At 62.8% G+C, this 21,751-nt stretch carries 19 protein-coding genes and 2 pseudogenes; 4 read left to right on the top strand and 17 right to left on the bottom strand.

Features of this window, described 5'->3' with window-relative positions; genetic code table 11:
• Positions 1 to 97 precede the first annotated feature (97 nt).
• The 7 genes and pseudogenes from ACSBPU_RS18210 to ACSBPU_RS18180 all read right to left on the bottom strand — a co-directional run bounded on the left by ACSBPU_RS18210 (position 98) and on the right by ACSBPU_RS18180 (position 5,378).
• Positions 98 to 850, bottom strand: a complete 753-nt coding sequence (locus tag ACSBPU_RS18210; protein WP_442593223.1) for an SDR family NAD(P)-dependent oxidoreductase — start codon at positions 848 to 850, stop codon at positions 98 to 100.
• A gap of 49 nt (positions 851 to 899) precedes the next feature.
• Positions 900 to 1,415 carry an Ohr family peroxiredoxin gene (locus ACSBPU_RS18205; protein ID WP_442593222.1) on the bottom strand — a complete coding sequence of 172 codons (516 nt, stop codon included), beginning with the start codon at positions 1,413 to 1,415 and terminating at the stop codon, positions 900 to 902.
• Between the two features lie 99 nt (positions 1,416 to 1,514).
• Positions 1,515 to 1,814 (bottom strand): annotated as a pseudogene (locus tag ACSBPU_RS18200) (SDR family oxidoreductase); the annotation flags it as partial.
• Positions 1,815 to 1,926: 112 nt separating this feature from the next.
• Entirely contained in the window at positions 1,927 to 2,949 is a 1,023-nt protein-coding gene (locus ACSBPU_RS18195) for a LysR family transcriptional regulator (protein ID WP_442593221.1), read from the bottom strand.
• Between the two features lie 87 nt (positions 2,950 to 3,036).
• Positions 3,037 to 3,516 carry a carboxymuconolactone decarboxylase family protein gene (locus ACSBPU_RS18190; protein ID WP_442593220.1) on the bottom strand — a complete coding sequence of 160 codons (480 nt, stop codon included), beginning with the start codon at positions 3,514 to 3,516 and terminating at the stop codon, positions 3,037 to 3,039.
• Positions 3,517 to 3,684: 168 nt separating this feature from the next.
• The gene (locus ACSBPU_RS18185; RefSeq protein WP_442593219.1) at positions 3,685 to 4,572 is read right to left on the bottom strand and encodes an RNA polymerase sigma-70 factor; all 888 of its coding nucleotides are present in this window, start codon (positions 4,570 to 4,572) and stop codon (positions 3,685 to 3,687) included.
• Positions 4,573 to 4,583: 11 nt separating this feature from the next.
• Positions 4,584 to 5,378 carry an AraC family transcriptional regulator gene (locus ACSBPU_RS18180; protein ID WP_442593218.1) on the bottom strand — a complete coding sequence of 265 codons (795 nt, stop codon included), beginning with the start codon at positions 5,376 to 5,378 and terminating at the stop codon, positions 4,584 to 4,586.
• A gap of 63 nt (positions 5,379 to 5,441) precedes the next feature.
• Between ACSBPU_RS18180 and ACSBPU_RS18175 the strand changes: the two genes are divergently transcribed.
• Positions 5,442 to 6,668: an MFS transporter gene (locus ACSBPU_RS18175; protein WP_442593217.1), complete on the top strand. Its 1,227-nt coding sequence runs from the start codon at positions 5,442 to 5,444 to the stop codon at positions 6,666 to 6,668.
• Between the two features lie 105 nt (positions 6,669 to 6,773).
• Here the strand turns inward: ACSBPU_RS18175 and ACSBPU_RS18170 are convergent.
• From ACSBPU_RS18170 to ACSBPU_RS18140, 7 genes and pseudogenes are all read right to left on the bottom strand, one after another.
• Positions 6,774 to 9,203, bottom strand: a pseudogene (locus tag ACSBPU_RS18170) (membrane-bound PQQ-dependent dehydrogenase, glucose/quinate/shikimate family).
• Between the two features lie 165 nt (positions 9,204 to 9,368).
• Positions 9,369 to 10,199, bottom strand: a complete 831-nt coding sequence (locus ACSBPU_RS18165; protein ID WP_442593216.1) for an ABC transporter permease — start codon at positions 10,197 to 10,199, stop codon at positions 9,369 to 9,371.
• Between the two features lie 18 nt (positions 10,200 to 10,217).
• Positions 10,218 to 11,420, bottom strand: coding sequence for an ABC transporter substrate-binding protein (locus ACSBPU_RS18160; RefSeq protein WP_442593215.1), 1,203 nt, complete (start codon positions 11,418 to 11,420; stop codon positions 10,218 to 10,220).
• A gap of 29 nt (positions 11,421 to 11,449) precedes the next feature.
• Entirely contained in the window at positions 11,450 to 12,262 is an 813-nt protein-coding gene (locus ACSBPU_RS18155; RefSeq protein WP_442593214.1) for an ABC transporter ATP-binding protein, read from the bottom strand.
• Between the two features lie 184 nt (positions 12,263 to 12,446).
• Entirely contained in the window at positions 12,447 to 12,614 is a 168-nt protein-coding gene (locus ACSBPU_RS18150; RefSeq protein ID WP_442593213.1) for a rubredoxin, read from the bottom strand.
• A complete protein-coding gene (locus tag ACSBPU_RS18145; RefSeq protein ID WP_442593212.1) occupies positions 12,611 to 13,732 on the bottom strand; it encodes an acyl-CoA dehydrogenase family protein in 1,122 nt (373 codons plus the stop codon). Before ACSBPU_RS18145 ends, ACSBPU_RS18150 begins: the two co-directional genes overlap by 4 nt.
• 20 nt (positions 13,733 to 13,752) lie before the next feature.
• Positions 13,753 to 14,319: a carboxymuconolactone decarboxylase family protein gene (locus tag ACSBPU_RS18140; RefSeq protein ID WP_442593211.1), complete on the bottom strand. Its 567-nt coding sequence runs from the start codon at positions 14,317 to 14,319 to the stop codon at positions 13,753 to 13,755.
• Between the two features lie 173 nt (positions 14,320 to 14,492).
• Here ACSBPU_RS18140 and trhA point away from each other — a divergent pair, with 173 nt between their 5' ends.
• A complete protein-coding gene (gene trhA, locus ACSBPU_RS18135; RefSeq protein WP_442593210.1) occupies positions 14,493 to 15,113 on the top strand; it encodes a PAQR family membrane homeostasis protein TrhA in 621 nt (206 codons plus the stop codon).
• Between the two features lie 91 nt (positions 15,114 to 15,204).
• Here trhA and ACSBPU_RS18130 read toward each other — a convergent pair whose 3' ends face one another.
• The 3 genes from ACSBPU_RS18130 to ACSBPU_RS18120 all read right to left on the bottom strand — a co-directional run bounded on the left by ACSBPU_RS18130 (position 15,205) and on the right by ACSBPU_RS18120 (position 18,787).
• A complete protein-coding gene (locus ACSBPU_RS18130; protein WP_442593209.1) occupies positions 15,205 to 16,116 on the bottom strand; it encodes a cation diffusion facilitator family transporter in 912 nt (303 codons plus the stop codon).
• A gap of 27 nt (positions 16,117 to 16,143) precedes the next feature.
• The gene (metG, locus tag ACSBPU_RS18125; protein ID WP_442593208.1) at positions 16,144 to 18,216 is read right to left on the bottom strand and encodes a methionine--tRNA ligase; all 2,073 of its coding nucleotides are present in this window, start codon (positions 18,214 to 18,216) and stop codon (positions 16,144 to 16,146) included.
• Positions 18,217 to 18,538: 322 nt separating this feature from the next.
• On the bottom strand, positions 18,539 to 18,787 hold the full coding sequence (locus ACSBPU_RS18120) for a hypothetical protein (RefSeq protein WP_442593207.1): 249 nt from the start codon (positions 18,785 to 18,787) through the stop codon (positions 18,539 to 18,541).
• Positions 18,788 to 18,878: 91 nt separating this feature from the next.
• Here ACSBPU_RS18120 and apbC point away from each other — a divergent pair, with 91 nt between their 5' ends.
• Together apbC and ACSBPU_RS18110 are read left to right on the top strand one after the other, a co-directional pair.
• Entirely contained in the window at positions 18,879 to 19,964 is a 1,086-nt protein-coding gene (apbC, locus tag ACSBPU_RS18115) for an iron-sulfur cluster carrier protein ApbC (protein WP_442593206.1), read from the top strand.
• Positions 19,965 to 19,968: 4 nt separating this feature from the next.
• Entirely contained in the window at positions 19,969 to 21,744 is a 1,776-nt protein-coding gene (locus tag ACSBPU_RS18110; RefSeq protein ID WP_442593205.1) for an autotransporter assembly complex protein TamA, read from the top strand.
• Positions 21,745 to 21,751: the final 7 nt, after the last annotated feature.

Genomic DNA, 21,751 nt, shown 5'->3' with positions numbered 1-21,751 from the left:
GATCAGATGATGTGGGAAGCGCCAGGGCGTGACAAGCTGAAAATTTTTGCGTTCTGCTTAACCTTTTCTTAAGATGCATCAAGAAATCGTTGTCCGGTCAGCTTACGCTCAGCCCGCCGTCCACCGTAAAAACCTGTCCCGTGACCCATGCCGCCTCCGGCGACGCCAGCGTAACGATCCAGCCGGCCACGTCGGCGGGCAGGCCGCGCCTGCCGAGCGGAATTCGTGCGCGCTCGCTTGCCTTGACGCTCTCCACCTGTTCCGTCGATAGCTTCATTCTTTGGGACAGGAACTCGGTGTCCGTCGGACCGGCAGCGACGGCGTTCACGCGTATGCCGTCGCGTGCCAATTCAAGGGCCCAGCATCGAGTCATGTGCTCCAGCGCGGCTTTGCTGGCTGCGTAATGCGACAGGGCTTCGGCCGCCTTGTGTCCAAAGGTGCTCGATACGTTGATGATGCTGCCTGCGGACTGCTTCAGATGGGGAAGAGCGGCGGTTGCAAGCAATGATGGTCCGAACACGTTCACGGCGAATATTTCGCTGATTTGAGCAACGCCGGCCTGGGACAAGGGCAGGATCGCGCCGGCGCCCGCATTGTTGACCAGCACGTCCAGACGCCCGTATCGGCGGATGGTCTCTTCGATGGTGTGCGCGGCATCTGAGGGCTTGCCTGCGTCCGCCACGATGTAGTCAATTCCTGATGCGGAGCGCGAGGCCTGTTTCAGCGCTTCCTGCTTGCGCCCGGTAATGACTACGTGGGCGCCCTGGCCGGCAAATTTCATTGCGGTCGATAAGCCGATGCCGGCGCCGCCGCCGGTCACCAATACGACTTCGTTCTTGAATCGGATCATTGTGCTCTTCGGAATAAGGTTGATGGTATTTGGATTGCTGCGATGCCGGCTACCGGGTGTTCGTATCCTCCAAGGGGGCGAGCGCGACGATGTTCGTGATACCTTGCCGCGCCATCTTGGCGTAGGGGCAGAAGCGCTCGGTATTGCGGACCAGCTCTTCGGCAATGGCCCGTTCAACGCCGGGCAAGCGGATGCTCGTGTATGCGGCCAGCGCGAAAAGGCCGTCCATCGGGTCACGGCTGAATTCGATCTTCACTTGCACCGAGCTCCCTGGAATCGGAATGCCCATCCGCGCCGCGAGCAGGCTGAGCGCTCCATGAAAGCAGGCGGCGTATCCGGCGGCGAAGAGCTGTTCCGGGTTGGTGCCTCCACCCGGTCCGCCAAGCGCTTCGGGCAATCGCAGGTGGACGCACAGATTGCCGTCATCCGACCGTGCGATGCCCGATGCCCTTCCGTGGCCGGCATCGCCGCCCGTCACGACGACGGTGGCCGAGTACAGCGTTTGCGTGTCGCGCCCGCGATACTTGTCCAGCAAGGATAAGGAAGGCGGTTTCAGGGTGGCCATGTTGTGTTGCCGGGTGTGCTTATCTGGATGGCTGCGACAGAGCAAGCCAGGTATCGAAGTTCACGGTGCCGAGCCAGGAATCAGGGTGTCGTTACCGAGTTCGGCGCCGACGACAGATAGCGCGACATGATGCCGTACGCCTGCGGCGATCTCGGCGGCGAGCAGATTGCGGCCGGAGGTCTCGAAGAACTCAAGGACTTCCTGGTCAGCGAACGAAGGAGAGTTGGCAAGGTCGACAACGGTGTGGGCGCCCGACATGGCTTCGGCCAGCCCTTCTCCCGTGATGGTGTTGATTCCTGTTGCAGGCGCCGCGGCAACGACGCGATGGCCCAGCGCTTCCAGTTTGCCGACTACTTTGCTGCCGATGAGGCCGGTGCCTCCGATGACGACGATTTTCATGAGGTTCTCCTGAATTGAGCTGCGTGAAAAAATTTTAGGGCTGCGCCTTGCCTACCGGTAGGATCGGCGGCGGACCCATGGTGTTGCATCAAGCGCACCAATCAGGCGAACCTCAGGTCGAGGGCGCGTTCGCCAGGGTGGTTAGGCACTGCAGGTCCAATGAACGGGCCTGTTCGGTCACATGATCGATGAACACGCGGATCCGCGCGGGAAGCTGCTTGCGGCTCAAGTAGCAAAGATAGTGGCCGCCGTCGTCGGGCGCATGCTGGGCCAGGCATACGGTCAGCTTGCGGTTGTTGACCAGTTCGCACACCAGGTATGCGGGAAGCTGGGCAATGCCTTGACCATGCAACACCGCCTGCAGGATCAGATCCAGGTCGTTGAACGTATGCTGGGCGGGCGGCAGATGCCGCTTGGCGTAACCGTCGATTTTGAATTCCCATTCCCGGATCCGGCCCGTTGCAGTGCGATAGTTGATGCAGCGATGGCCGGCCAGTTCATCGACACGGCGCGGCAAGCCCTTGGCTTCCGCGTAGGCAGGCGAGGCGCAGGTGATCATCTGCATCGGTATCAATTGCCGCGCCACGATATCGGAGTCTTCCATGCGGCCGTCCCGGAATGACACATCGATGCGGTCCACGATGAAGTCTGCGGGACGATCGTCCAGCAGGAGTTCAAGAGTGATGTCGGGGTACTGTGCATGAAAGCCATGCAGCAGCGGAGCGATCACCTTGCGGCCGAAGCCCGGGTTCGAATGGATGCGTAGGTGGCCGTGTGGCGGGCCGTCGCGCAGTTCGCGCAAGTCTTCCAGCGCTTGGACGATGCGCGCCACTCCGGGCTGGCAGTTCCGGTAGAACAGCTCGCCTTCGCGTGTCAGTGCCGTGCTTCGGGTCGTCCGATGGAACAGGCGGGCATCCAGCTGCGCCTCGAGCTTCTGGACGCTACGGCTGACCGCGGAGCGGCCGATGCCCAGCCGATCGCTCGCCCGTGAAAAACTGCCTTCGTCGGCGACGGCCAGAAAGGCGATGACGCCTGCGTAGCTGGTGATGAAGCTGCCGGCGAGCGGGTCAGCGACGCCGGCATTGGAGGGGCGTGCATGATCTGTCGGCGCCGGGAAGTGTGTCGTGGTATCCATACTCGATTAGACGTATGGGGACCACGGTTTGTGACACTGCTAATTAATTTTCCTGTCATGGCGGTCCAGGCCGCCTGGCCGGAGCGTTCAAGCGAGATTCGCCTTATCCAGGCCGAAGGCCTTGTCGGCGGATCCTGGCACCGTCTTGAATGCGACGTTTGCGCGGTTCCATCCATTGATGGCCATCACCGCGAAGGTCAGGTCGGACAGCTCTTTTTCATTGAATTGGGTAAGCACCCGTTCATAGATTTCGTCGGGCACCCCGTGGTCGGGAAGCTTGGTCAGGACCTCGGTCCACGCCAGGGCTGCGCGTTCGCGCGGAGAGAAAAGCGTCGATTCGCGCCAGGTCGCCACATGATACAGGCGCAAGGGACGTTCGCCGTGAATATGCGCTTCTTTTACGTGCATGTCGAGGCAGAAGCCGCAGCCATTGAGCTGCGAGGCGCGGATCGAAACCAGGTCGCGGATGGCTTCCTCTATGGCGCTGTTCTTCAGGGCATTGCTGAATTCGAGGAACTTCTTGAATAATTCCGGCGATTGATGAATATAGTTGATGCGTTGGGTCATGGTTGCTCCTGTCGATGGTAAGACGGCACTCTTGTCCGGGTGACGATAGCGGCGGAAAGCCCTATGTCGCCATGGTAGGGACGAATGCGGCACGGGGGTAGGCATGCAGATGGGTACAGACTGTTGCCCGATGCGCACCAAAGGAGGAAAGCGCAGCATGCCAGGGCTTCAATAGGCCTGGCGGTCCGAATATGCCGCTGCGATGCGGGCCAGCTTGTCGGGGTTGCGCTGAACGTAGATGCGGGCAATGCGCTCGCCGTCCAGTTCGAAAAGCTGCGCGGATTCCAGCCGGCCCTGGATGAAGCGCAGCAGGGCCCACTGTCCATTGAGGGCGGCCAGTTCGATGTGCAGTTCGTCTTTGTAGCGCCGCGTTGCTGCAAAGAAGAGTTGCGCGATGCGCCTGCCGCCCACCATGGGCTTGGGAAAGCTGCTGACCCGGCCTCCGCCGTCGCCCATCAGCATGGCGTCTTCGGCAAGCAGCGCATGGATTCCGGCAAGGTCGCCGCGTTCAAGGACCTGGGCAAAGGTCTGCATCAGACGATGATGCGTCGCGCGGGGCACGGTAAATCGCGGGCGATCGTCGCGCAGTTGCGCTTTTGCGCGGCTTACGAGCTGCCGGCATGCCGCCTGGGTCTTGCCCAGCGTATCGGCGATCGGACCATAGTCGACATCGAAGACTTCATGCAGAAGGAAGGCGGCGCGGGCTTCGGGTGTAAGCCTTTCGAGCAGTATCAGGAAGGCCATCGATACATCGTCGGCACGTTCGTTGATCTGTTCGGGCGTTGCCGGCGGCTCGGTCATCTGGGGCTCCGGCAGCCAGATTCCTGAATAGTATTCCCGCTGGATCTTGGCGGCGCGCAGCCGGTCAATGGACAGGCGGGTCGTCACCGAGACGAGCCATGCTTCGGCATTGTCGACATCTGGCTGCGCCGCATGCCAGCGCAGCCAGGCATCCTGCACGACGTCTTCCGCTTCGGCGACCGCGCCCAGCATCCGGTAAGCGATCTTCAGCAATCGCGGACGAAGCCGATTGAAGGTGTTTGTCGTGTCGTCCATGAGGGCCTTCGCTATGTCTTGGTGTGCCGTGGCGAGAATGCGCGCGGCGTGACGCCCAGGCTGCGGCGGAACATCGTCGAGAACGCGCTCGGGCTTTCGTATCCCAGGTCCAGGGCAACCTGGGTGACCGGCCGGCCTGCACCGAGCAGGCGTACCGCATGGAGCAGGCATGCCTGCTTGCGCCATTGCACATAGCTGAGCCCGGTCTCGGTCCGGAACCGCCGATAAAGGCGGCGATTGCTTCCGGGAACCGGCTCGTCATCGGCGCGTGTGGGGTTTTGCAGCACTCGTTCGCACAGATCGAGCAGGTCGGCGCTGGCCGGCAGCGGCAGCTCCAGCGCGCAGCTTTGCAGCCGGCTGATTTCCAGGACCGCCAATTGTCCGATCAATGCAATGGTTTCTTTGCCGTCGAGCGATATGGACGAGGTCATGCGCATGATGAGTTCGCGCAGCAGGGCTGTGACATCCAGCACCGCGCATGCTTGCGGCAGCCGAGCGGCGCTGGCCGCATCCAGATAGAGGGTACGCATGTCCAGCTCGCCATGGGCGTCGATCGCATGTTCGATGCCGGAGGGAATCCATAGGGCTCGGCTTGGAGGCACCAGCCAGGCATGGCCGGGGGTGCGTACGAACATCGTGCCGGCCGCGGCAAACAGGAACTGGCCGCGTATGTGCTGATGGGCCGGGATATGCGCGCCGGCGGGAAACGAGCGATGGCGGGCAACCAGCATGGGCCCTTCGGCCGCGTCGGGCAGAACGACCGGGGAAATTGCATGGGGGCCAGCTTGGAGAGTTAAGGTGTCCATTTCGCGATAGTCTATGGAAAAACCTCGAAAGACGACTGATTTTATATCAGTCAGACTATCGTTATGAATACGAAAAGCTCATTGTCGGCGGAACTCGAGTCCGCCGTGGTCAAGGACCACCCTCGCCAAGTGGCGCTGCTGCTCAATGTGGGGCACGCGCTCGATCACCTGTTCCTGCTCATCTTCGCGACGGCCGTGGGGGCCATCGCCACCGAGTTCGGTTTCGCGCATTGGGAAGACCTGATGCCTTACAGCGTGGGTGCCTTCTTTCTATTCGGCATCGGGTCGGTGCCCGCCGGCCGGCTGGGCGACCTTTGGGGGCGCCGGCAGATGATGCTCGTTTTCTTCTTCGGCTTGGGCGTGGCGGCACTGCTTACCTCATTGGCACAAGGTCCATGGCAGCTTGCGGGTGGGCTGGCACTGATCGGCATCTTCGCATCCATTTATCACCCGGTGGGCATTCCGATGCTGGTCCAGCGCGCCAGCCGGCCCGGTGCGGTAATCGGCATCAACGGTCTGGCCGGCAACCTGGGCGTGGCGGGCGCGGCTTTGCTTACGGGGTTTCTGGTGCAGTGGTGGGGCTGGCGCGCCGCATTCGCCGTTCCGGGCGTGATCGCACTGGCTTGCGGTCTTGCATTTGCGCTGTTGTGCGAGCCGCAAGGCCCGGCGCCCGGACGCAGCCGCAAGCCGCCGCAAGTCGTGTTGCCCCCCGGCCAGTTGGCCAAGGCCTTGCTCGTGATGACCGCAGCCGCCATTACGGGCAGCCTGCTGTTCAACTTCACCACCAACGGCAATACCCAGTTGCTGACGGAACGCTTCAGCGGCTTGATCCACGACCCGGCGCTGATCGGGCTGTTGCTGGCCATCATCTATACCCTGGCGTCGCTGACTCAGGTGGTTGTCGGCCATCTGATCGACAAGATTCCGCTCAAGCGCCTGTATCTGTGCATGGTGCTGGCGCAGATTCCGTGGCTGGTGCTGGCCGCCATGGCCAACGGCTGGTGGCTGTTCTTCGCACTGCTTGGCGCCATGGTCTGCATCTTCGGCAGCATTCCGTTCACCGACGCCATGATCGTCAAGTACGTAGACGACAGCATGCGCTCGCGCGTGGCCGGCATGCGCCTGGCCGTGTCTTTCGGGGTGAGCTCTCTTGCAGTCTGGCTGCTGGGCCCCGTCGTCAAAGCGTCAAGCTTCGCATCGCTGTTCCTGGGCATGGCGGGCATCGCGGTCTGCACGGCGGCGATCGTTTTGCTGCTGCCCGCCGACCCGCAAGGTCAGGCCCCATCGTGACTCGGCCGGGGTCAGACCCCGTACGGGGTCTGACCCTAGCCCATACTGCCCGCCGATTCGCGGGGTCAGACCCCGCATGGGGTCTGACCCCATCCAACGTCAGACTCAATCGGGCAGGGCATAGGCAATGACGTAGTCGCCGCGATCAGGGGATTGCCGGGCGCCGCCCGCCGAGATCACCACATACTGCTTGCCGGTCTTGGGCGACTTGTAGGTGATGGGCCCGCCCTGGCTGCCTACGGGCAGGCGCTGTTTCCAGACTTCCTTGCCGGTGGCCGTATCGAAGGCGCGCAGATAGTAATCCTGGGTACCCGCGAAGAACAGCAAGCCGCCTTGCGTGGCCAGCGACGGGCCTAGCGTGGGCATGCCGACCTCGAAGGGCAACCTCATTTTGATGCCCATGGGCCCTGTATCTTCGACGGTGCCGACCGGTACCTGCCAGGCGATCTGTTGCGTCTTCAGGTCCACGGCGGTCATGGTGCCGAACGGCGGCTTCTGGCAGGGGATGCCCAAGGGCGACAAGAAGCGGTCCTTCATCACGGCGTAAGGTGTGCCGCCCAGTGGTACCTGGCCCATGCCGGCATTGGGCGCTTCGCCTCACTCTGAAAGGCGCCCGCCGCCCGCCTGCTGGGGCACCATCTGCACCCACAAGCCCAGGCGCATGTCGTTCACGAAGATGATATGGTTATTGGGATCGTGCGAAATGCCGCCCCAGTTCATGCCGCCCAGAGAACCGGGAAAGGACAGGGACAGGTCGGTGTCCGGTGCGGTGAACAACCCGTCGTTGCGCATGCTCTTGAACGTGATGCGGCATAGCAACTGGTCCATCGGAGTGGCGCCCCACATATCGGACTCCGTCAGGGTTTGTGTGCCGATTTGCGGCATGCCGACGGAGACAGGCTGGGTTTTGGCGTAGCGCTCGTTGGGGATGTGGGCGGGACGCACTTCGCGCTCTTCCACGCGGGTCAGCGGCTTGCCGGTATGGCGATCGAGCACGAATATCTGTCCGGCTTTGGTGGCCACCACCACGGCGGGCACCCGATTGCCGTCCGCGCCGGGAAAGTCGATGAGGGCGGGGGGCATCGGCACGTCGAAGTCCCACAAGTCGTGCCGCACCGTCTGGTAGAGCCATTTTTCCGCGCCGGTGCTGGCGTCCACCGCCACGACCGAGGCGCCATACTTTTCGTCCAGCGCCGTACGCGTCACCCCGTACAGGTCGACCGATGCCGAACCCACTGGCAGGAACACGGCGTTCATGGCCGGGTCATAGGAAATGCCCGCCCAGACGTTCGGTGTGGAGCGCTGGTAATTCTTTCCTTCGGGCAGCGGGGCGGTCGGGTCGTCCGTGCCGGGATCGAAGTGCCAGCGCATCTGCCCGGTGATGACGTCAAAGCCACGCACCACGCCACCGGGCATGTCCACCTGAACATTGTCGGCGACACGTCCGCCCACCACGACGGTGGTGCCCGCCACAGTGGGTGCGGCGGTCATGGTGTAGTAGGCCTTGTTGGCGATGGGGCCCATGTCGGCCTTCAAGTCGACCATGCCCTGGTCGCCGAATTCTTCGCACATTTCGCCATTGTCGGCGTTGATGGCGACCAAGCGCGCGTCGATGGTGTTCATCAGGACGCGCCGTTCGCAGGCCGCGTCGGGCAGCTCGGGCGGGATCACGGGCGTGGATCCGGGTACGGTGGGCTGCACCAGCGGGGCATTGGCGTCAAAATACGCCAGGCCGCGGCAGCGTTCCCAGACGCCGCCCACGTTGGCGTTGAAGTCGCGCCGCCACAATTGCTTGCCGCTATCGACGTCCAGCGCAATCACATTATTCTTGGCCGTGCATAGAAACAGCTTGTCGCCGATCTGCATGGGCGTGAGCTGGTCTTCGGCGCCCGCGCCGGTGGATTCCGGGATGTCGCCTGTCTGGAATACCCAGGCTTGCTGGAGCCGCCCGACATTGTCGACATTGATCTGGTCCAGCGCGGCAAAGCGGCCGGTGCCGGTGTCGTTGCCATAATGCGCCCAGTCTTTTTGGTCCTGGTCCTGCGCGACAGGCACTCGCTGCGTTGCGGGCGCGTTCGCGACCTGTTCTGGATGGATGCGGAACATGGAGCCGAAGCCCAGCAGCCCGGACAAGAGCAGCAGGGAGCCGAGGATGAGGCCGGGCTTGCGATGAGCGGTGAACCCGTCGGCGCCGCGAAGCAGCGGCAGGCTGAAGGCCACGACCGCGGACAGGAACGTCAGTGCCAGCAGGCGCTAGACGAGTCCCCAGTAATCCAGGCCAACGTCGAAAAGAGCCCATAGCGCGGTGCCGGTCAAGGTGGCCAGGAAGATCCATGCCCCTGTGCTGCGCCCGCGCGCCACTTGTATGGCGGACGTGACGATGGCCGCGCCCGCAATGAGGAAGTACCAGCTGCCGCCGCGCGAGATGAGTATTGCGCCGCCGATTGCCAGGAACAGGCCGATTGCGAGCAAGCCCAAAGCAAGCACGTAGAGCCAGATCCGACCGACGGTGGAAACCTCAGAAGATCTGTTCATGACGGCTTCTCCTGCTGATGTGCGTGGCGGCGACATGGCCGTGATACTCTCAATGCATCAGGGGTCAGACCCCATGCGGGGTCTGACCCCTTTCGCCGTTTCGTACGGGGTCTGACCCTTTCTAGATGGCCGGTCGGGGTCAGACCCCGCATGGGGTCTGACCCTTTATGGCTTGCGCGACCAGTAGCGGTAGGCGCGCTGCGCCAGGCCGTCCAGCAGAAAGCCCAGGGCACCGATCAGCACGATGACGGCCATGAGTTCGGAGTAGGCGAGGCGGTCGCGGGTGTCCAGTATGTAATAGCCTAGTCCCGAACTCACGCCCAGCATCTCGCAGGGGACGAGAACGATCCAGATGACACCGATGGCCAGCCGCACCCCGGTCAGTACGTTGCCCAGGATGCCTGGCACGACGATGCGGAACAAGACTTCGCTGCGCGTGGCGCTGAGGCTTTTCGCCAGCATCAGCCATTTCGGGTCCAGTTGGCGCACGCCGGCGGCCGTGTTGAGCATGATGGGCCAGACGGCGGCAAAGGTCAGCAGGAAATAGATGGGGGCATCGCCGATGCCGAAAACCATCACTGCGATGGGCATCCAGGACAGGGGCGAGATCATGCGCAGGAACTGGAAGGCCGTGCTGCTGGCGTTCTCCAGCGTTCTGGATCCGCCCACGGCCAGCCCCACCGGCACGCCGATCAGCAACGCCAGTGCGAGCCCGACCAGCACGCGCTGCAAGCTCATCGCCGTGTGGGTGGTCAGTTGTCCGGTGCTCAGCAGCTCGTACAGGCTCCGAAAGGTGGCACCCGGCGCCAGCGAGGCCGCCAAGGGCAGGCCGCCGGCCAGCAAGTGGGTGCCCAAAGCCCAGAGCCCGACCAGCACCGCCATGCCGGCCAGGCCATAGACCAATTGTGGGTTCAAGCCCGGCCAGCGCAACGGCTGGAAGGAAATTCCGGCTACGGGACGGGAAACGTGGGCGTCTTGGGCAGGGGTTGAGGGCATGGGCGTGTCCTGTCAGCGTCAGGTGGTAATGGTTTCTACGCGTGAGAACGAATCCGGCAGACCAAAAGCGGCGGGCCCGCCATTGGCCAGGATCGCCTGCTTCACATACCGGTCGTCCACGAGGTCGCGTGCGACGAAGGCCGGATCAAGCTCTTGAAGGAAGGCATTCTGGCCGGAAACCAGCGTGGTCTTCAGCTTGCGGATGAGTTCTTCGGTATAGCTGGGGTAGGGATACGGCTGGAAGTCGATGCGTTTTTCTTTCCAGTCCTTGTTGACGATGGCGCCTGTGCCTTCGTAATGCGCATTGTCCATGCGTTCGGGCTCCAGCACATTGGCAAGCGCCTCGTAGGTATGCGGCGTGTACTTCTGAGGATTGTCGCGTGACAGGATACGGGCCGTTTCCTGTCGGTTGTCCTGTATCCAGGCTTGCGCGCGCACGATGCCGTTCACGACCTTCTGCGACCATTCCGGCCGCTGTTCGAGATCCTGCTCGTGCATCAGAACGACGCAACAGGCGTGGTCCTTCCAGACATCGCCCGTGAAACGAAGGATTTTCCCGACTTTGAGCACCTCCGCATTGGCATTGAAGGGCTCCGCCACCGTATAGCCGGCAATCTGCTTATTGGCCAGCGCGGGCACCATGTCGGAAGGCGCCATGACCACCAGCTTGACCTGCGTCGGGCCGGGATTGCCGTCGCTGATGGGTTCCAGGCCCTGGCTCTTGAGCAGATGCTGCAGCACGATGTTGTGCAGCGAATACCAGAACGGGATGGCGACGGTGGTGCCGCCCAGGTCGGCCACGCGGTCGATGTGGTGCTGTACCGTCAGGCCGGAGCCCGACATATGGTTCCAGGCGACGACCTTGGCGCGTGATTGGCTGCCGTAGCGTGCCCACACGGTCATCGGCGACAGCAGGTGCACGGCATTGACCTGGCCGGCGAGGAAGGCTTCGACGATTTGCGCCCAGCTGCGAAACAGCCGCGGCTTTTCCACCTGCAGGCCTTGCTGCTCGAATAGACCGTTGTGGTGAGCGACGAGCAACGGTGTTGCATCGGTGATGGGCAGATAGCCGATGCGCAGCGGCGCGTCGGGTTGGGCAGCGCGGGCGGCACTGGCCATTTGCAGCAGGGGAAGGGCGCCGGCGGCGGAGAACAGGGTCGACAGTTTCAAGAACTGCCGCCGAGTCTGGAGTGTGGCTTTGAAGTCGCCGAAGTCAGTCATGCAATGCTCCTTGGGGAGACGTTACGGCGCTATGCCGCGGTTTCGATAGGGCTTGTCGCCCGGCGGGTTTCACGCAGCAGCTTCATGATTTCCAGGCGTATCCCGCTCAGCCCGGGTTCGAGCGGGTCGCGAGGGTGTTCGGCGGTGAGCGTCCATTCGCCGATCTTGCGGCCGGGGCTGTCGCCGATCAGGACGATGCGGTCCGCCAGGATCAGGGCTTCGTCGATATCGTGCGTGACCAGGACGGCGGCTGTGCCATGATGAGCGGTGATCTTTTGCAGCAGGGCCTGCATGTCGCCGCGCGTGATTTCGTCCAGTGCGCTGAAAGGTTCGTCCAGCAGCAGGATTTCGGGCTGTCGGGCCAGGCTCCGCGCAAGCGCGGCGCGTTGTGCCATGCCGCCGGAAAGCTCCGACGGATAGCGGGCATCGGCGCCCTGCAAGCCTGTTTCGTCGATGGCTGCGCGCACCCTTGCCCGCTTTTCATCCTTGGCGATATCCGGTTGATGCTTGAAGTCCAGGCCGAACGCCACGTTTTCTTCCAGGGTCAGCCACGGCAGCAGGCTGGGGTCCTGGAAGACGAAGCTGGATCGGGGATGCGGCCCTTTCAGGGGTTCGCCGTTGATCCGTACGCTGCCGCGGTCGGCCTGCTGCAGGCCGGCTAGCACGCGCAGCAGCGAGGACTTGCCCACGCCGCTTGGGCCCAGGACGGCAATGACTTCACCGGGCATGAGACGCAGCGAGAAATTGCGCAGCACCGTATGTGGAGCGGTGCCAGGGCGATGGTAGCCCAGGTGGATATCGTCTGCTTCCAGAATGGCCGCCGCGCTGCGTGTTGTGTTCATGTCGTTAGCTGCGTTATGTGGGGTCGGACCCCGTACGGGGTCCGACCCCTGGCTTGGATTGGCTGGGGTCAGACCTCATGCGGGGTCCGACCCCTGGCTTGGATTGGCTGGGGTCAGACCTCATGCGGGGTCCGACCCCTGGCTTGGATCGGTTGGGGTCAGACCCCGTACGGGGTCTGACCCCTTAGTCCGGCAACAGGTAAAAATCGGCCTTGGTGACGCCGCAATCGGGGCATATCCAATCGTCGGGAATGTCTTCGAAACGGGTGCCGGCGGCGATGCCGTGCTCGGGCATGCCGGCCGATTCGTCGTAGATCAGGCCGCAAGGGCCGCACATCCATTGGCGGCTCATGCTGCGTAGGCCTCCGCGGCTTGCTCCAGCGCATGGATTTCCTTGCGCAAATGCTTGAGCGCCGGCGTGACGATGGCCACGAAAACGGCTTCGCGCAGGCGGCGCTGCGCCGGATGGCGCATCAGGTATCCCTTCGCGCCGGCATGCAGCACGGCCGAGTTCGCTGCCCGCAGAGTGAGTTCCGATGTGGCAAGGCGCAAACGCAACACATCGATGAGCGCGGCGGCGTCGGCGTCTGCCTGTTGGGACAAGCGCACTGCGTTGGCTTTCAATGCGGCCGCTTCATTGGCCAGCGCATCGCCCTGATCATCCAGGAACTGGTTGACGTGAGCGCCGGCGACGTTGCTTTCACGAATGGTGCGCAGCGAGCCGTCGGTCACGCCGAACCCCATGCCGAGCTGGCCCAGCACGAAGGCGGGCTTTATGCTTGCCATGTAGGCCCCGAACTGGTCAGGGTGCGCGAGCACGTCGCCATTGGGGATGAAAACTTCCTTCATGCGGATGTTGAGCGTTTGCGTGCCCTCCAGGCCGGAGAACTCGGGGCAGGGATGCAGGCTCACGCCTTCGGCGTCGCCGTGCACGGCGAACATCACGTAGCCGCCGTCCTCCACCGATGCCGCGACGATGGCAAGATGCGCTTCACCGACATTCGACACCCATGGCAAAGAACCGGATACCATGTAGCCATCGGCATTTCGCCGCGCCTTGAGGTGTATGTTCTCGATGCCCGCCAGGTGCTTGACGGTATTGGACATGCCGGTACCCGCCAGGATTTCGCCTGAGGCCACTGCCCGCAGATAGCGCTCGCGCACGGCTTCGTTCGGCGAACGCAGCAAATAGAGGGCGCAGGTGCTCTGGCACCACACCAGGAAGGCGGTGGAGCCGCACTCGCGGCCCACTTCGCTGATGACATGGATCTGCGGGGCGAGCCCCAGCGCGAGCCCGCCGTAGGCTTTTGGCACGGCTGCCGCGAAGCCGCCGGCGTCGGCCAGTTTGCGAAGGAATTCGATGGGATAGCGTCCTTCCTGGTCCACCGCGGCGCTGATGGGGGCGAGATCCGTCTTGATCAGCGCCGCGACCGAGTCGATCAGGGCATCCGCCTGGGTTGTCGTAGTCATGGCTGGTATTCGTTCGCCGATCAGGCGAATGCGGTGAGCTCGGGGTTGGCGTAAGGCTGCAGCTCGGGATTGATGGGAGTTCGGGCCAGGCTGTTGGCATAGTTGCACAAGGTGGCCAGGCTTACGCCGAGCACGACTTCCAGCGCCTGCTGATCGCCATAGCCGGCGGCGCGGAAGGCGGCCAGGTCCTCATCGGATACCTGGCCTTTCTTTTCGATGACGGCGACGCTGAAGCGCGCCAGGGCATCGAGCTTGGGGTCATCGATGGCTTCGACCTTGCGCAGCGCATCGACCACCGCTTCGGGCATCTGGAGCTTCTTCAGGGACAGCTTGGTGTGTCCGGCAACGCAGAAGCCGCAGTCATTCAGCGTAGCGGCCGTGATCTGGACGACTTCGCGCTCCACCGGGCTGAGACTGCTGCGGCCATTGATGGCGCCAACGACCTGGTAGGTTTCAAGGGCGGCGGGAGCATTGGCCAGCACGCCGATGAGGTTCGGCAGGAAGCCGTTCGCTTTCTGGGCGGCCTCGACGCGCTCGCGGGCGGCTTCGGGGGCGGAATCTACGGTGTGGATTGTAAGGCGGCTCATCAATATACCTGTTTCGAATAAGAGGGCGTTCCCTGGAGTCTATTGAAAAGCGTCGATGAGCAGAACGAACAAAAGCGAATAAGCATATTTCCCGTGTGGTCATGAGCTTATGACTGGCCGGAACCCGTCATAGTGGCGTTTTTCCATCATCGAATTCATTCGGAGCGGAAGGCATGTGGCCTGAAGGCGAGCGCTTCAACAGTTTTACCCATCTTGCAGGCGCGATCGTCGCGCTGGCCGGAGGCATCTTCCTGATCGTTCAGGGCGCGCTGGCGGGAGACCCATGGAAGGTCGTGAGTTTCAGCATCTACGGGGCAATGCTGCTGTGGCTGTACCTGGCCTCGACCCTGTATCACAGCCTGCGCGGACGCGCCAAGCGCATCTGGTGCAAGTTCGATCATTGCGCCATCTATCTGTTGATAGCCGGCAGCTATACGCCTTTTGCGCTGGTCAGCCTGCGGGGCCCATGGGGCTGGTCGCTGTTCGGCACCGTGTGGGGCCTGGCGCTGGTGGGCATCGTGCAGGAGATCTGGCTGGCCCGGGGCTTGCGCGTGTTCTCATTGATACTGTATGTGGCCATGGGCTGGCTTGCCCTCATTGCGGTGGCGCCGCTGGTCGATGCGCTGACGTGGGAAGGCTTTCGCTGGCTGGCCTTGGGCGGCCTGGTCTACACGGGCGGCATCGTCTTCTACGCCACCGACGAGAAATGGGCCTACGGGCACGGTGTGTGGCATCTGTTCGTGCTGGCGGGCAGCGCCTGCCACTACTTCACGGTGCTCGCGTACGTCGCTTGAATTAGGGCCTGTTAACGCAGGGGCCAGACCCCATACGGGGAGGGGTCAGACCCCATACGGGGTCTGACCCCCGCCTCCGCTGTTGACAGCCCTAGCCGAGGATGTCCCGGGAATCCGCCATGGTTTCTATCCTGACCGGATCGAAATGCGTGGTGACATCCAGCACGGGCTCGTGCTGCATGACCCGGCGGCGCGCCTCCACGGCGATGGCATGGCCTTGCTCTATGGTCAGCCGGCCGTCCATCTCCAGGTCGACCTCGACCCATATCATGTCGCCCATCTTGCGGGTCTTCAGGCCATGCACATTGTGTACGCCTGGTGTGGAAACCAGATGCTGCCGTATCCTGGCCTCGGTCTGTTCGTCCACCGCCGCATCGGTCAAGTCGTTGAAGGCGCTGTAGAAGAACTTCCAGCCCATGCGCATGATCATCAGTCCGACGATGAGTGCCGCCAGCGGATCCGCAAGATGAAAGCCGGCCAGATTGGCCAGGATGCCGACTGCGACCACCAGGGAAGAGGCGGCATCCGACCGGGCATGCCATGCGTTGGCGGCCAGCATGGACGAGCGGACGCGCCGGGCGACTCGCAGCAAGTAGCGGAACAGGAGCTCCTTGCACAGCAGCGTAAGCAGGGCGATGGCCAGCGCGATGCCATGCACTTCGGGGACGGTGGCGGGCGTCTGGAGCGCTCCGAAGCTCGACCACAGCATGCCCGCTCCGACGGCCAGCAGCAGGGCGCCCACGGCCAGGGCGGCCGCAGTCTCGAAGCGATGGTGGCCGTAGGGATGCTCGGCGTCGGGCGCCTTTTGGCTATGTTTGTTGGCAAACAGGACGATGCCGTCCGACAGCAGGTCTGACAGCGAATGCAAGGCATCCGCCACCAGGGCCTGCGAATGGGCGAACAGGCCGACGGCCAGTTGGAGGGCGGTCAGCGATAGATTGACCAGGACGCTGACCATGGTGCTGCGGTATCCGGCCACCTGGCGATCGGCATCGAAGCGCATTGCCCCCACCTTCAGTGTTGATGGACCTTAGTTGATCCGCATGCCGGGCCGGGCCCCGGGCCAGGGTTCCAGGATGTAGATGCCGGCATCGACCTTTTCGTCGTTGTGGCTGGCCGCCAGGACCATGCCTTCGGAGACGCCGAACCGCATTTTCCTGGGCGCCAGATTGGCCACGAGCACGGTCAGCTTGTCTTTCAGGTCGGCGGGCGAATAGGCGGACTTGATGCCCGAGAACACCTGGCGATGGCGCCCCTCGCCGACATCCAGCGTCAGGCGCAGCAATTTGTCCGAGCCGTCGACTTCCTGGCAGTCGACGATGCGCGCAATGCGCAGGTCCACCTTGGCGAAATCCTTGATGTCTATGGTTTCGGCCAGTGCTTCGCCGCCCGGTGTCGGGACGGGTTCGGCGGGCGGTTCGAAAAGATCGTCCAGCATTTTCGGTTCCACGCGCTGCATCAGGTGTTTGAACGGCGCGATGCGCTCGGGCAAGGCCGCGGCGTCGGGCCATTGGAAGCCGGCGTCGGCGCCGAACAGGTCTTGCGCCACCCGGGTTGTCAGGACGGGCAGCACCGGAGTCAGCATGACGGAAAGCGCCTTGAAGCCAGCCAAGGCCCGTGAACAGACGTCCTGCAGCGCGGCTTTCTGGTCTTCGGAGGCTGCCCCGATGCCTTTGGCCATGATCCAGGGCTGGGCCGCGTCGAAGGCCTGGTTGATGGCGTCGGCATGGGCCATGATCTGGCGGATGGCGCGGCCGTATTCGCGATTCTCGAAATCCTGGCGGACTTTGTCGGCGACCTGCGTCAATTCCTGGGCGAGCGCCTGCGTGTCGCCCAGATAGGCCAGCTTGCCGTCGAAATGCTTGCTGATGAAGTTGGCCGCGCGGCTGGCGATGTTCACGTACTTGCCGATGAGATCGCTATTGACCCGCGCGATGAAATCGTCGGGGTTGAAGTCCAGGTCTTCGACATGCGAGTTGAGCTTGGCGGCGATGTAGTAGCGCAGCCATTCGGGATTCATGCCGATTTCCAGGTAGCGCAGCGGCGAAATGCCGGTACCGCGGCTTTTGGACATTTTTTCGCCGCTGACGGTGATGAAGCCATGGACGTGCAGGCCGTCGGGCGTCTTCAGGTTGGAAAACTGCAGCATTGCCGGCCAGAACAGCGCGTGAAAGTAGACGATGTCCTTGCCGATGAAGTGGAATTGCTCGGTGTCGCCTTGCGGATCCAGCAGCGCATCGAAATCCAGGCCTTCCTTATTGCAATACGCTTTGAGCGATGCCAGGTAGCCCACCGGCGCATCCAGCCAGACGTAGAAATATTTGCCCGGCGCATCGGGGATGGGGATGCCGAAATAGGGTTCGTCGCGCGAGATGTCCCAGTCGGCCAGGTTCGCTTCGCCGTCGGCGTCGCCTGTGCCCAGCCATTCGCGGGTCTTGGCCAGCACTTCGGCCTGCAGGCGCTTGCTGCCGCTGCGGTTGGTGCCGGTGGTCCAGCTTTGCAGGAATTCAACGCAGCGCGGGTCCGACAGCTTGAAGAAAAAGTGCTCCGACGACTTGAGGACGGGCGTTGCCTTGGTCAGAGTGGAATACGGGCTGATCAGTTCCGTGGGGGCGTAGACGGCGCTGCAGACTTCGCAGGAGTCGCCGTACTGGTCCTTGGCATGGCAGCGCGGGCATTCGCCCTTGATGTAGCGGTCGGGCAGGAACATGCCTTTGACCGGGTCGTAGAACTGTTCGATGGTCCGGGTTTCGATGAAGCCCGCCGCCTTGAGACGGCGATAGATGTCCTGCGAGAGCTCGACATTTTCCGGCGTGTCGGTGGAGTGCCAGTGGTCAAACTTGATGTGGAAACCGTTCAGGTACTGCGGGCGCTCGCTGGCATAGCGCGCAACCAGCGCCTGGGGGGTGATGCCCTCGCTTTCGGCTTTCAGCATGATGGGCGCGCCATGGGCGTCGTCCGCGCCCACGAAATGCACGGTGTGGCCCGACATTCGCATCGACCGTACCCAGATATCGGCCTGGATGTATTCCATGATGTGGCCAATATGAAAGGAGCCGTTGGCGTATGGCAGTGCCGTGGTGACAAAAATCGTGCGCGACATGTGAAAGAGTATTTAAGAAAGTGAGCGGGAGGGTGAAAGGCGATTTTAGGGCTTTCCCGGAGACCTTGCTTGGGGTGAGGCCCTGGGGGGCTTGTGGGGTCAGACCCCGTACGGGGTCTGACCCCGGGCAACAGGGCGGATATGGGTTGCTATGGGGGTCAGACCCCATTCGGGGTCTGACCCCTGGCCAACGGTTTGGGGTCGGACCCGATACCGGGTCCGACCCCACGCTGCTTCCAGCGGTGTGCAATTGTTAAGTTTCGTTTACGCGCTGTCTAATGCGTGGCGCGCTGGGTATGATAAGCGGGCGTTCCGCCCGGTTTCAGGGGATTTCCCGCATTTCGACGTCGGTGACGTCTTTGGTGTTGAACGCGGCCTTGGCGCCCGTGGGGTGGCGGCGTTCTTCCCAGTAGGCTCGTACGCCGAACGGCCTGCCCTTGATGCGGGCGACGACATACAGGATGGCCACGGCGATGGCGGTGGAAACCATGAAAATGAATGCCATGATCATGCCGAAAATCGCCAGCACGAAAAACAGGACACCACGGATAATCTGATTAAATGTATTCATCTTGTTTACGTAGACCCCTTTTGGGGAAAATAATTCCCTCAATCCGCTATTCTTAAGGCTTGATTGCAATTTTGACGCAAGGCCTATTGATATGAGCTTAAATCCTGAACAGGTACTTTCTGCGCTGTCTGAAGTTACTGACCCCGGTACGAAGAAAAAGTTGCCGGTAACCAGCAAGAATACCGAAATCGAGATCGAGGGGGATACCGCAAGTATCACTGTACCCCTCGGTTATCCATTGCACAATGGGGAAGAGGAATTGAGGAAACGTATTGAAACGGCCCTGGCCAGCTTCGGCGCCAAGCTTGGTGTGTTGAAAGTCGCGAGCAAAGTGGAAACCCATGCGGTTCAGGCGGGCCTGCGGCCTTTGCCTGGCGTGCGCAACATTATTGCGGTCGCGTCCGGCAAGGGCGGCGTGGGCAAGAGCACCACGGCGGTGAACGTGGCGCTGGCGCTGTCGGCTCAGGGCGCGCGCGTAGGCTTGGTAGACGCCGACATCTATGGGCCCAGCGTCCCCATCATGCTGGGGCTTTCGGGCCGTCCCCGCATCCTGGACGACAAACGCATGGAGCCTTTGTCGGGCCATGGCCTGCAGGCCAATTCCATCGGCTTCCTCATCGACGGCGACGCCCCGGCCATCTGGCGCGGCCCGATGGCCACCCAGGCGCTGTTGCAACTGCTGACACAAACCGCTTGGTCCGATCTGGACTATCTGATCGTTGACATGCCTCCGGGCACGGGCGACATCGCACTGACCCTGGCGCAAAAAGTGCCTCTCACCGGCGCGGTCATTGTCACTACGCCGCAAGACCTGGCGCTGGCGGACGCGGTAAAAGGTTTGAAAATGTTCCAGAAGGTGAATGTGCCCGTTCTAGGCATCATCGAGAACATGTCTGTCCACATCTGCACGAACTGTGGGCATGCCGAGCCGATTTTCGGAGAGCACGGCGGGCGCGACCTGGCCGCCAAGGAAAACCTGCCCTGGCTGGGATCCCTGCCCCTGCAGCTTAGCATCCGCACGCAGACCGACTCCGGAAAACCCACGGTGGTGGCCGAGCCGGAAGGCGAGGCCGCCCGCGCCTACCACGAGATCGCGCAGCGCATGGCGGTCAACGTGGCGTCGCTGCCGCGCGATATGTCCGGAAAGATCCCCACGGTCGTTGCCAGGAAGATGTGACTGAATGACGAGGGTAGGCGCGGCTTGTCTGTTGGTATTTTGGGGTGTTGCCTTCCAGGCCCGGGCAGACCGCCCGGAAGTGACCATCGACCCGGGCGGCGTGCCGCCGGCGGCCTTGTCGGCCATCAACGGCGCGGTCGAGGCCATCACTCGCCTGGCGGAAGACCAGGACGGCGGCGAGGTTTCACGCCTGCGCCGCCGCGCCCACGAAGCCACCTTGTCGGCGCTTGAAACCCAGGGGTATTTTTCGCCGCGGGTCACGCTCGAGGTCGGCGAGGACTTCGCCGGGGAAACCTGGGACATCACCATCGAGCCCGGGCCCGTCACGCACGTCAGCGGGGTCGCACTGGACTTCAAAGGACAGATCACGCGCCCCGAGTTCAACGGCCGCATCGAGCACCTGCGCGAACAATGGCCGCTCAAAGAAGGCCAGCCCTTCATCAATTCGGCGTGGAGCAGCGCCAAGACGAGCTTGCTGGACGACGTCAGCCGCAAGGATTTCTATTTCGCGCGCCTGGCCAAGACCCAGGCGACCGTCGATGCCGAGGCGGCCAAGGCCGATTTGTCCGTGGAGGTGGAAAGCGGACCGCGGGTACGCATGGGCCCGCTGAAGGTGATCGGCCTCAAGCGCGTGCCGCAGGATCTCATCGAGCGCTATGTCCGATATGAGCCGGGCGATCCTTACGACCAGGATAGGCTGGACGAATGGCAGCAGGCCCTGCAGACGACCGAGTTCTTTCGCGGCGCGTTCGTCACCCTGGACCCGAATGCCGAGACCCGCAAGGAGCTGCCCGATGAAGAGGTGGAGCTTCCGTTGCGAGTGCAGGTGTCCGAAGCGCCGGCGCGGCGGGTCACCACGTCCATCGGGGTGGACAGTGATCACGGGCTGCGTGTGGAGGGCCTCTTCCGGCAGAACGTGGTGTTTGGCCGCGCGGTGTCGATAGAGACCGGGGCAGGCGTCGACAAAGACCGGCAGCGCGCATTTTTCGATCTGCATTTGCCGCCCACGTACAAAGGATACAGGGACAGCGTCGGCGTACTGTTCGAGCATTCCGACATCGAAGGGCTGGACAACCGGCGCGTAGGCCTGGGCTGGAAGCGGCGGCAGGAGCGCAAGGCGGCGGGCGACAGTCGCGTCGAATACGAAACACAATGGGGCCTCGTCGCCGCCCACGACCGTACCCGCATCAGCGGCGCGCCCGGCTTCGAGGTGCCGACGCTCGTGGGCACCTGGCAGTGGCTGCGGCGCGACGTCGATAAGAAATACGACCCGCGGGAAGGCAATCTCGTGGATTTCGGGCTCGGTGCGGGGGTTACGCTGGACAAGGCCGAGCCCTTCTATCGTTCCAGCCTGCGGCTGCAGCAGTGGTGGCCGATCGGCCCGCGCGACGTGCTTACGCTGCGCGGCGAGGTCGGCAAGGTCTGGTCCCAGACCGAACGGCTGCCCCAGGATTTCGGATATCGGACCGGCGGCGGACGTTCCATCCGGGGATATCGCTATCAAAGCATTGGCTTGCAGCGTGGGGACGCCGTGGTCGGCGCCTCGTCGCTGGCCGTCGCGAGCATTGAATACACGCATTACTTTACCGACATGTTCGGCATGAACATCTTCGTCGATGCAGGCGACGCAGCGGAATCGTTCGGAAGCATGAAGATGCACGTAGGCTATGGCGCCGGCCTGGCCGTGCGCACGCCGGCGGGGCCCTTCTTTGTCGATCTGGCATATGGCCAGCGCGATAAGCGCCTGCGGCTGCACTTTTCGCTGGGCATTGCATTTTGAGCACAAC

The sequence above is a fragment of the Parapusillimonas sp. JC17 genome (genome assembly GCF_052180245.1).
In the GTDB taxonomy this organism is placed as follows: domain Bacteria; phylum Pseudomonadota; class Gammaproteobacteria; order Burkholderiales; family Burkholderiaceae_B; genus Parapusillimonas.
The sequence above is the reverse complement of the archived record's forward strand: the minus strand, read 5'-3'. Positions and strand labels throughout refer to the sequence as shown.

What these genes read in the sequence shown, in the direction of transcription:
- ACSBPU_RS18150 (WP_442593213.1), bottom strand. Translation starts at nt 12,614, where the DNA reads ATGAGCCGCCAATGGATGTGCGGCCCTTGCGGCCTGATCTACGACGAA.
- ACSBPU_RS18145 (WP_442593212.1), bottom strand. Translation starts at nt 13,732, where the DNA reads ATGACTACGACAACCCAGGCGGATGCCCTGATCGACTCGGTCGCGGCG.
- ACSBPU_RS18120 (WP_442593207.1), bottom strand. Translation starts at nt 18,787, where the DNA reads ATGAATACATTTAATCAGATTATCCGTGGTGTCCTGTTTTTCGTGCTG.
- apbC (WP_442593206.1), top strand. Translation starts at nt 18,879, where the DNA reads ATGAGCTTAAATCCTGAACAGGTACTTTCTGCGCTGTCTGAAGTTACT.
- ACSBPU_RS18180 (WP_442593218.1), bottom strand. Translation starts at nt 5,378, where the DNA reads ATGGACACCTTAACTCTCCAAGCTGGCCCCCATGCAATTTCCCCGGTC.
- ACSBPU_RS18155 (WP_442593214.1), bottom strand. Translation starts at nt 12,262, where the DNA reads ATGAACACAACACGCAGCGCGGCGGCCATTCTGGAAGCAGACGATATC.
- metG (WP_442593208.1), bottom strand. Translation starts at nt 18,216, where the DNA reads ATGTCGCGCACGATTTTTGTCACCACGGCACTGCCATACGCCAACGGC.
- ACSBPU_RS18130 (WP_442593209.1), bottom strand. Translation starts at nt 16,116, where the DNA reads ATGCGCTTCGATGCCGATCGCCAGGTGGCCGGATACCGCAGCACCATG.
- ACSBPU_RS18110 (WP_442593205.1), top strand. Translation starts at nt 19,969, where the DNA reads ATGACGAGGGTAGGCGCGGCTTGTCTGTTGGTATTTTGGGGTGTTGCC.
- ACSBPU_RS18190 (WP_442593220.1), bottom strand. Translation starts at nt 3,516, where the DNA reads ATGACCCAACGCATCAACTATATTCATCAATCGCCGGAATTATTCAAG.
- ACSBPU_RS18195 (WP_442593221.1), bottom strand. Translation starts at nt 2,949, where the DNA reads ATGGATACCACGACACACTTCCCGGCGCCGACAGATCATGCACGCCCC.
- trhA (WP_442593210.1), top strand. Translation starts at nt 14,493, where the DNA reads ATGTGGCCTGAAGGCGAGCGCTTCAACAGTTTTACCCATCTTGCAGGC.
- ACSBPU_RS18165 (WP_442593216.1), bottom strand. Translation starts at nt 10,199, where the DNA reads ATGCCCTCAACCCCTGCCCAAGACGCCCACGTTTCCCGTCCCGTAGCC.
- ACSBPU_RS18210 (WP_442593223.1), bottom strand. Translation starts at nt 850, where the DNA reads ATGATCCGATTCAAGAACGAAGTCGTATTGGTGACCGGCGGCGGCGCC.
- ACSBPU_RS18160 (WP_442593215.1), bottom strand. Translation starts at nt 11,420, where the DNA reads ATGACTGACTTCGGCGACTTCAAAGCCACACTCCAGACTCGGCGGCAG.
- ACSBPU_RS18185 (WP_442593219.1), bottom strand. Translation starts at nt 4,572, where the DNA reads ATGGACGACACGACAAACACCTTCAATCGGCTTCGTCCGCGATTGCTG.
- ACSBPU_RS18205 (WP_442593222.1), bottom strand. Translation starts at nt 1,415, where the DNA reads ATGGCCACCCTGAAACCGCCTTCCTTATCCTTGCTGGACAAGTATCGC.
- ACSBPU_RS18175 (WP_442593217.1), top strand. Translation starts at nt 5,442, where the DNA reads ATGAATACGAAAAGCTCATTGTCGGCGGAACTCGAGTCCGCCGTGGTC.
- ACSBPU_RS18140 (WP_442593211.1), bottom strand. Translation starts at nt 14,319, where the DNA reads ATGAGCCGCCTTACAATCCACACCGTAGATTCCGCCCCCGAAGCCGCC.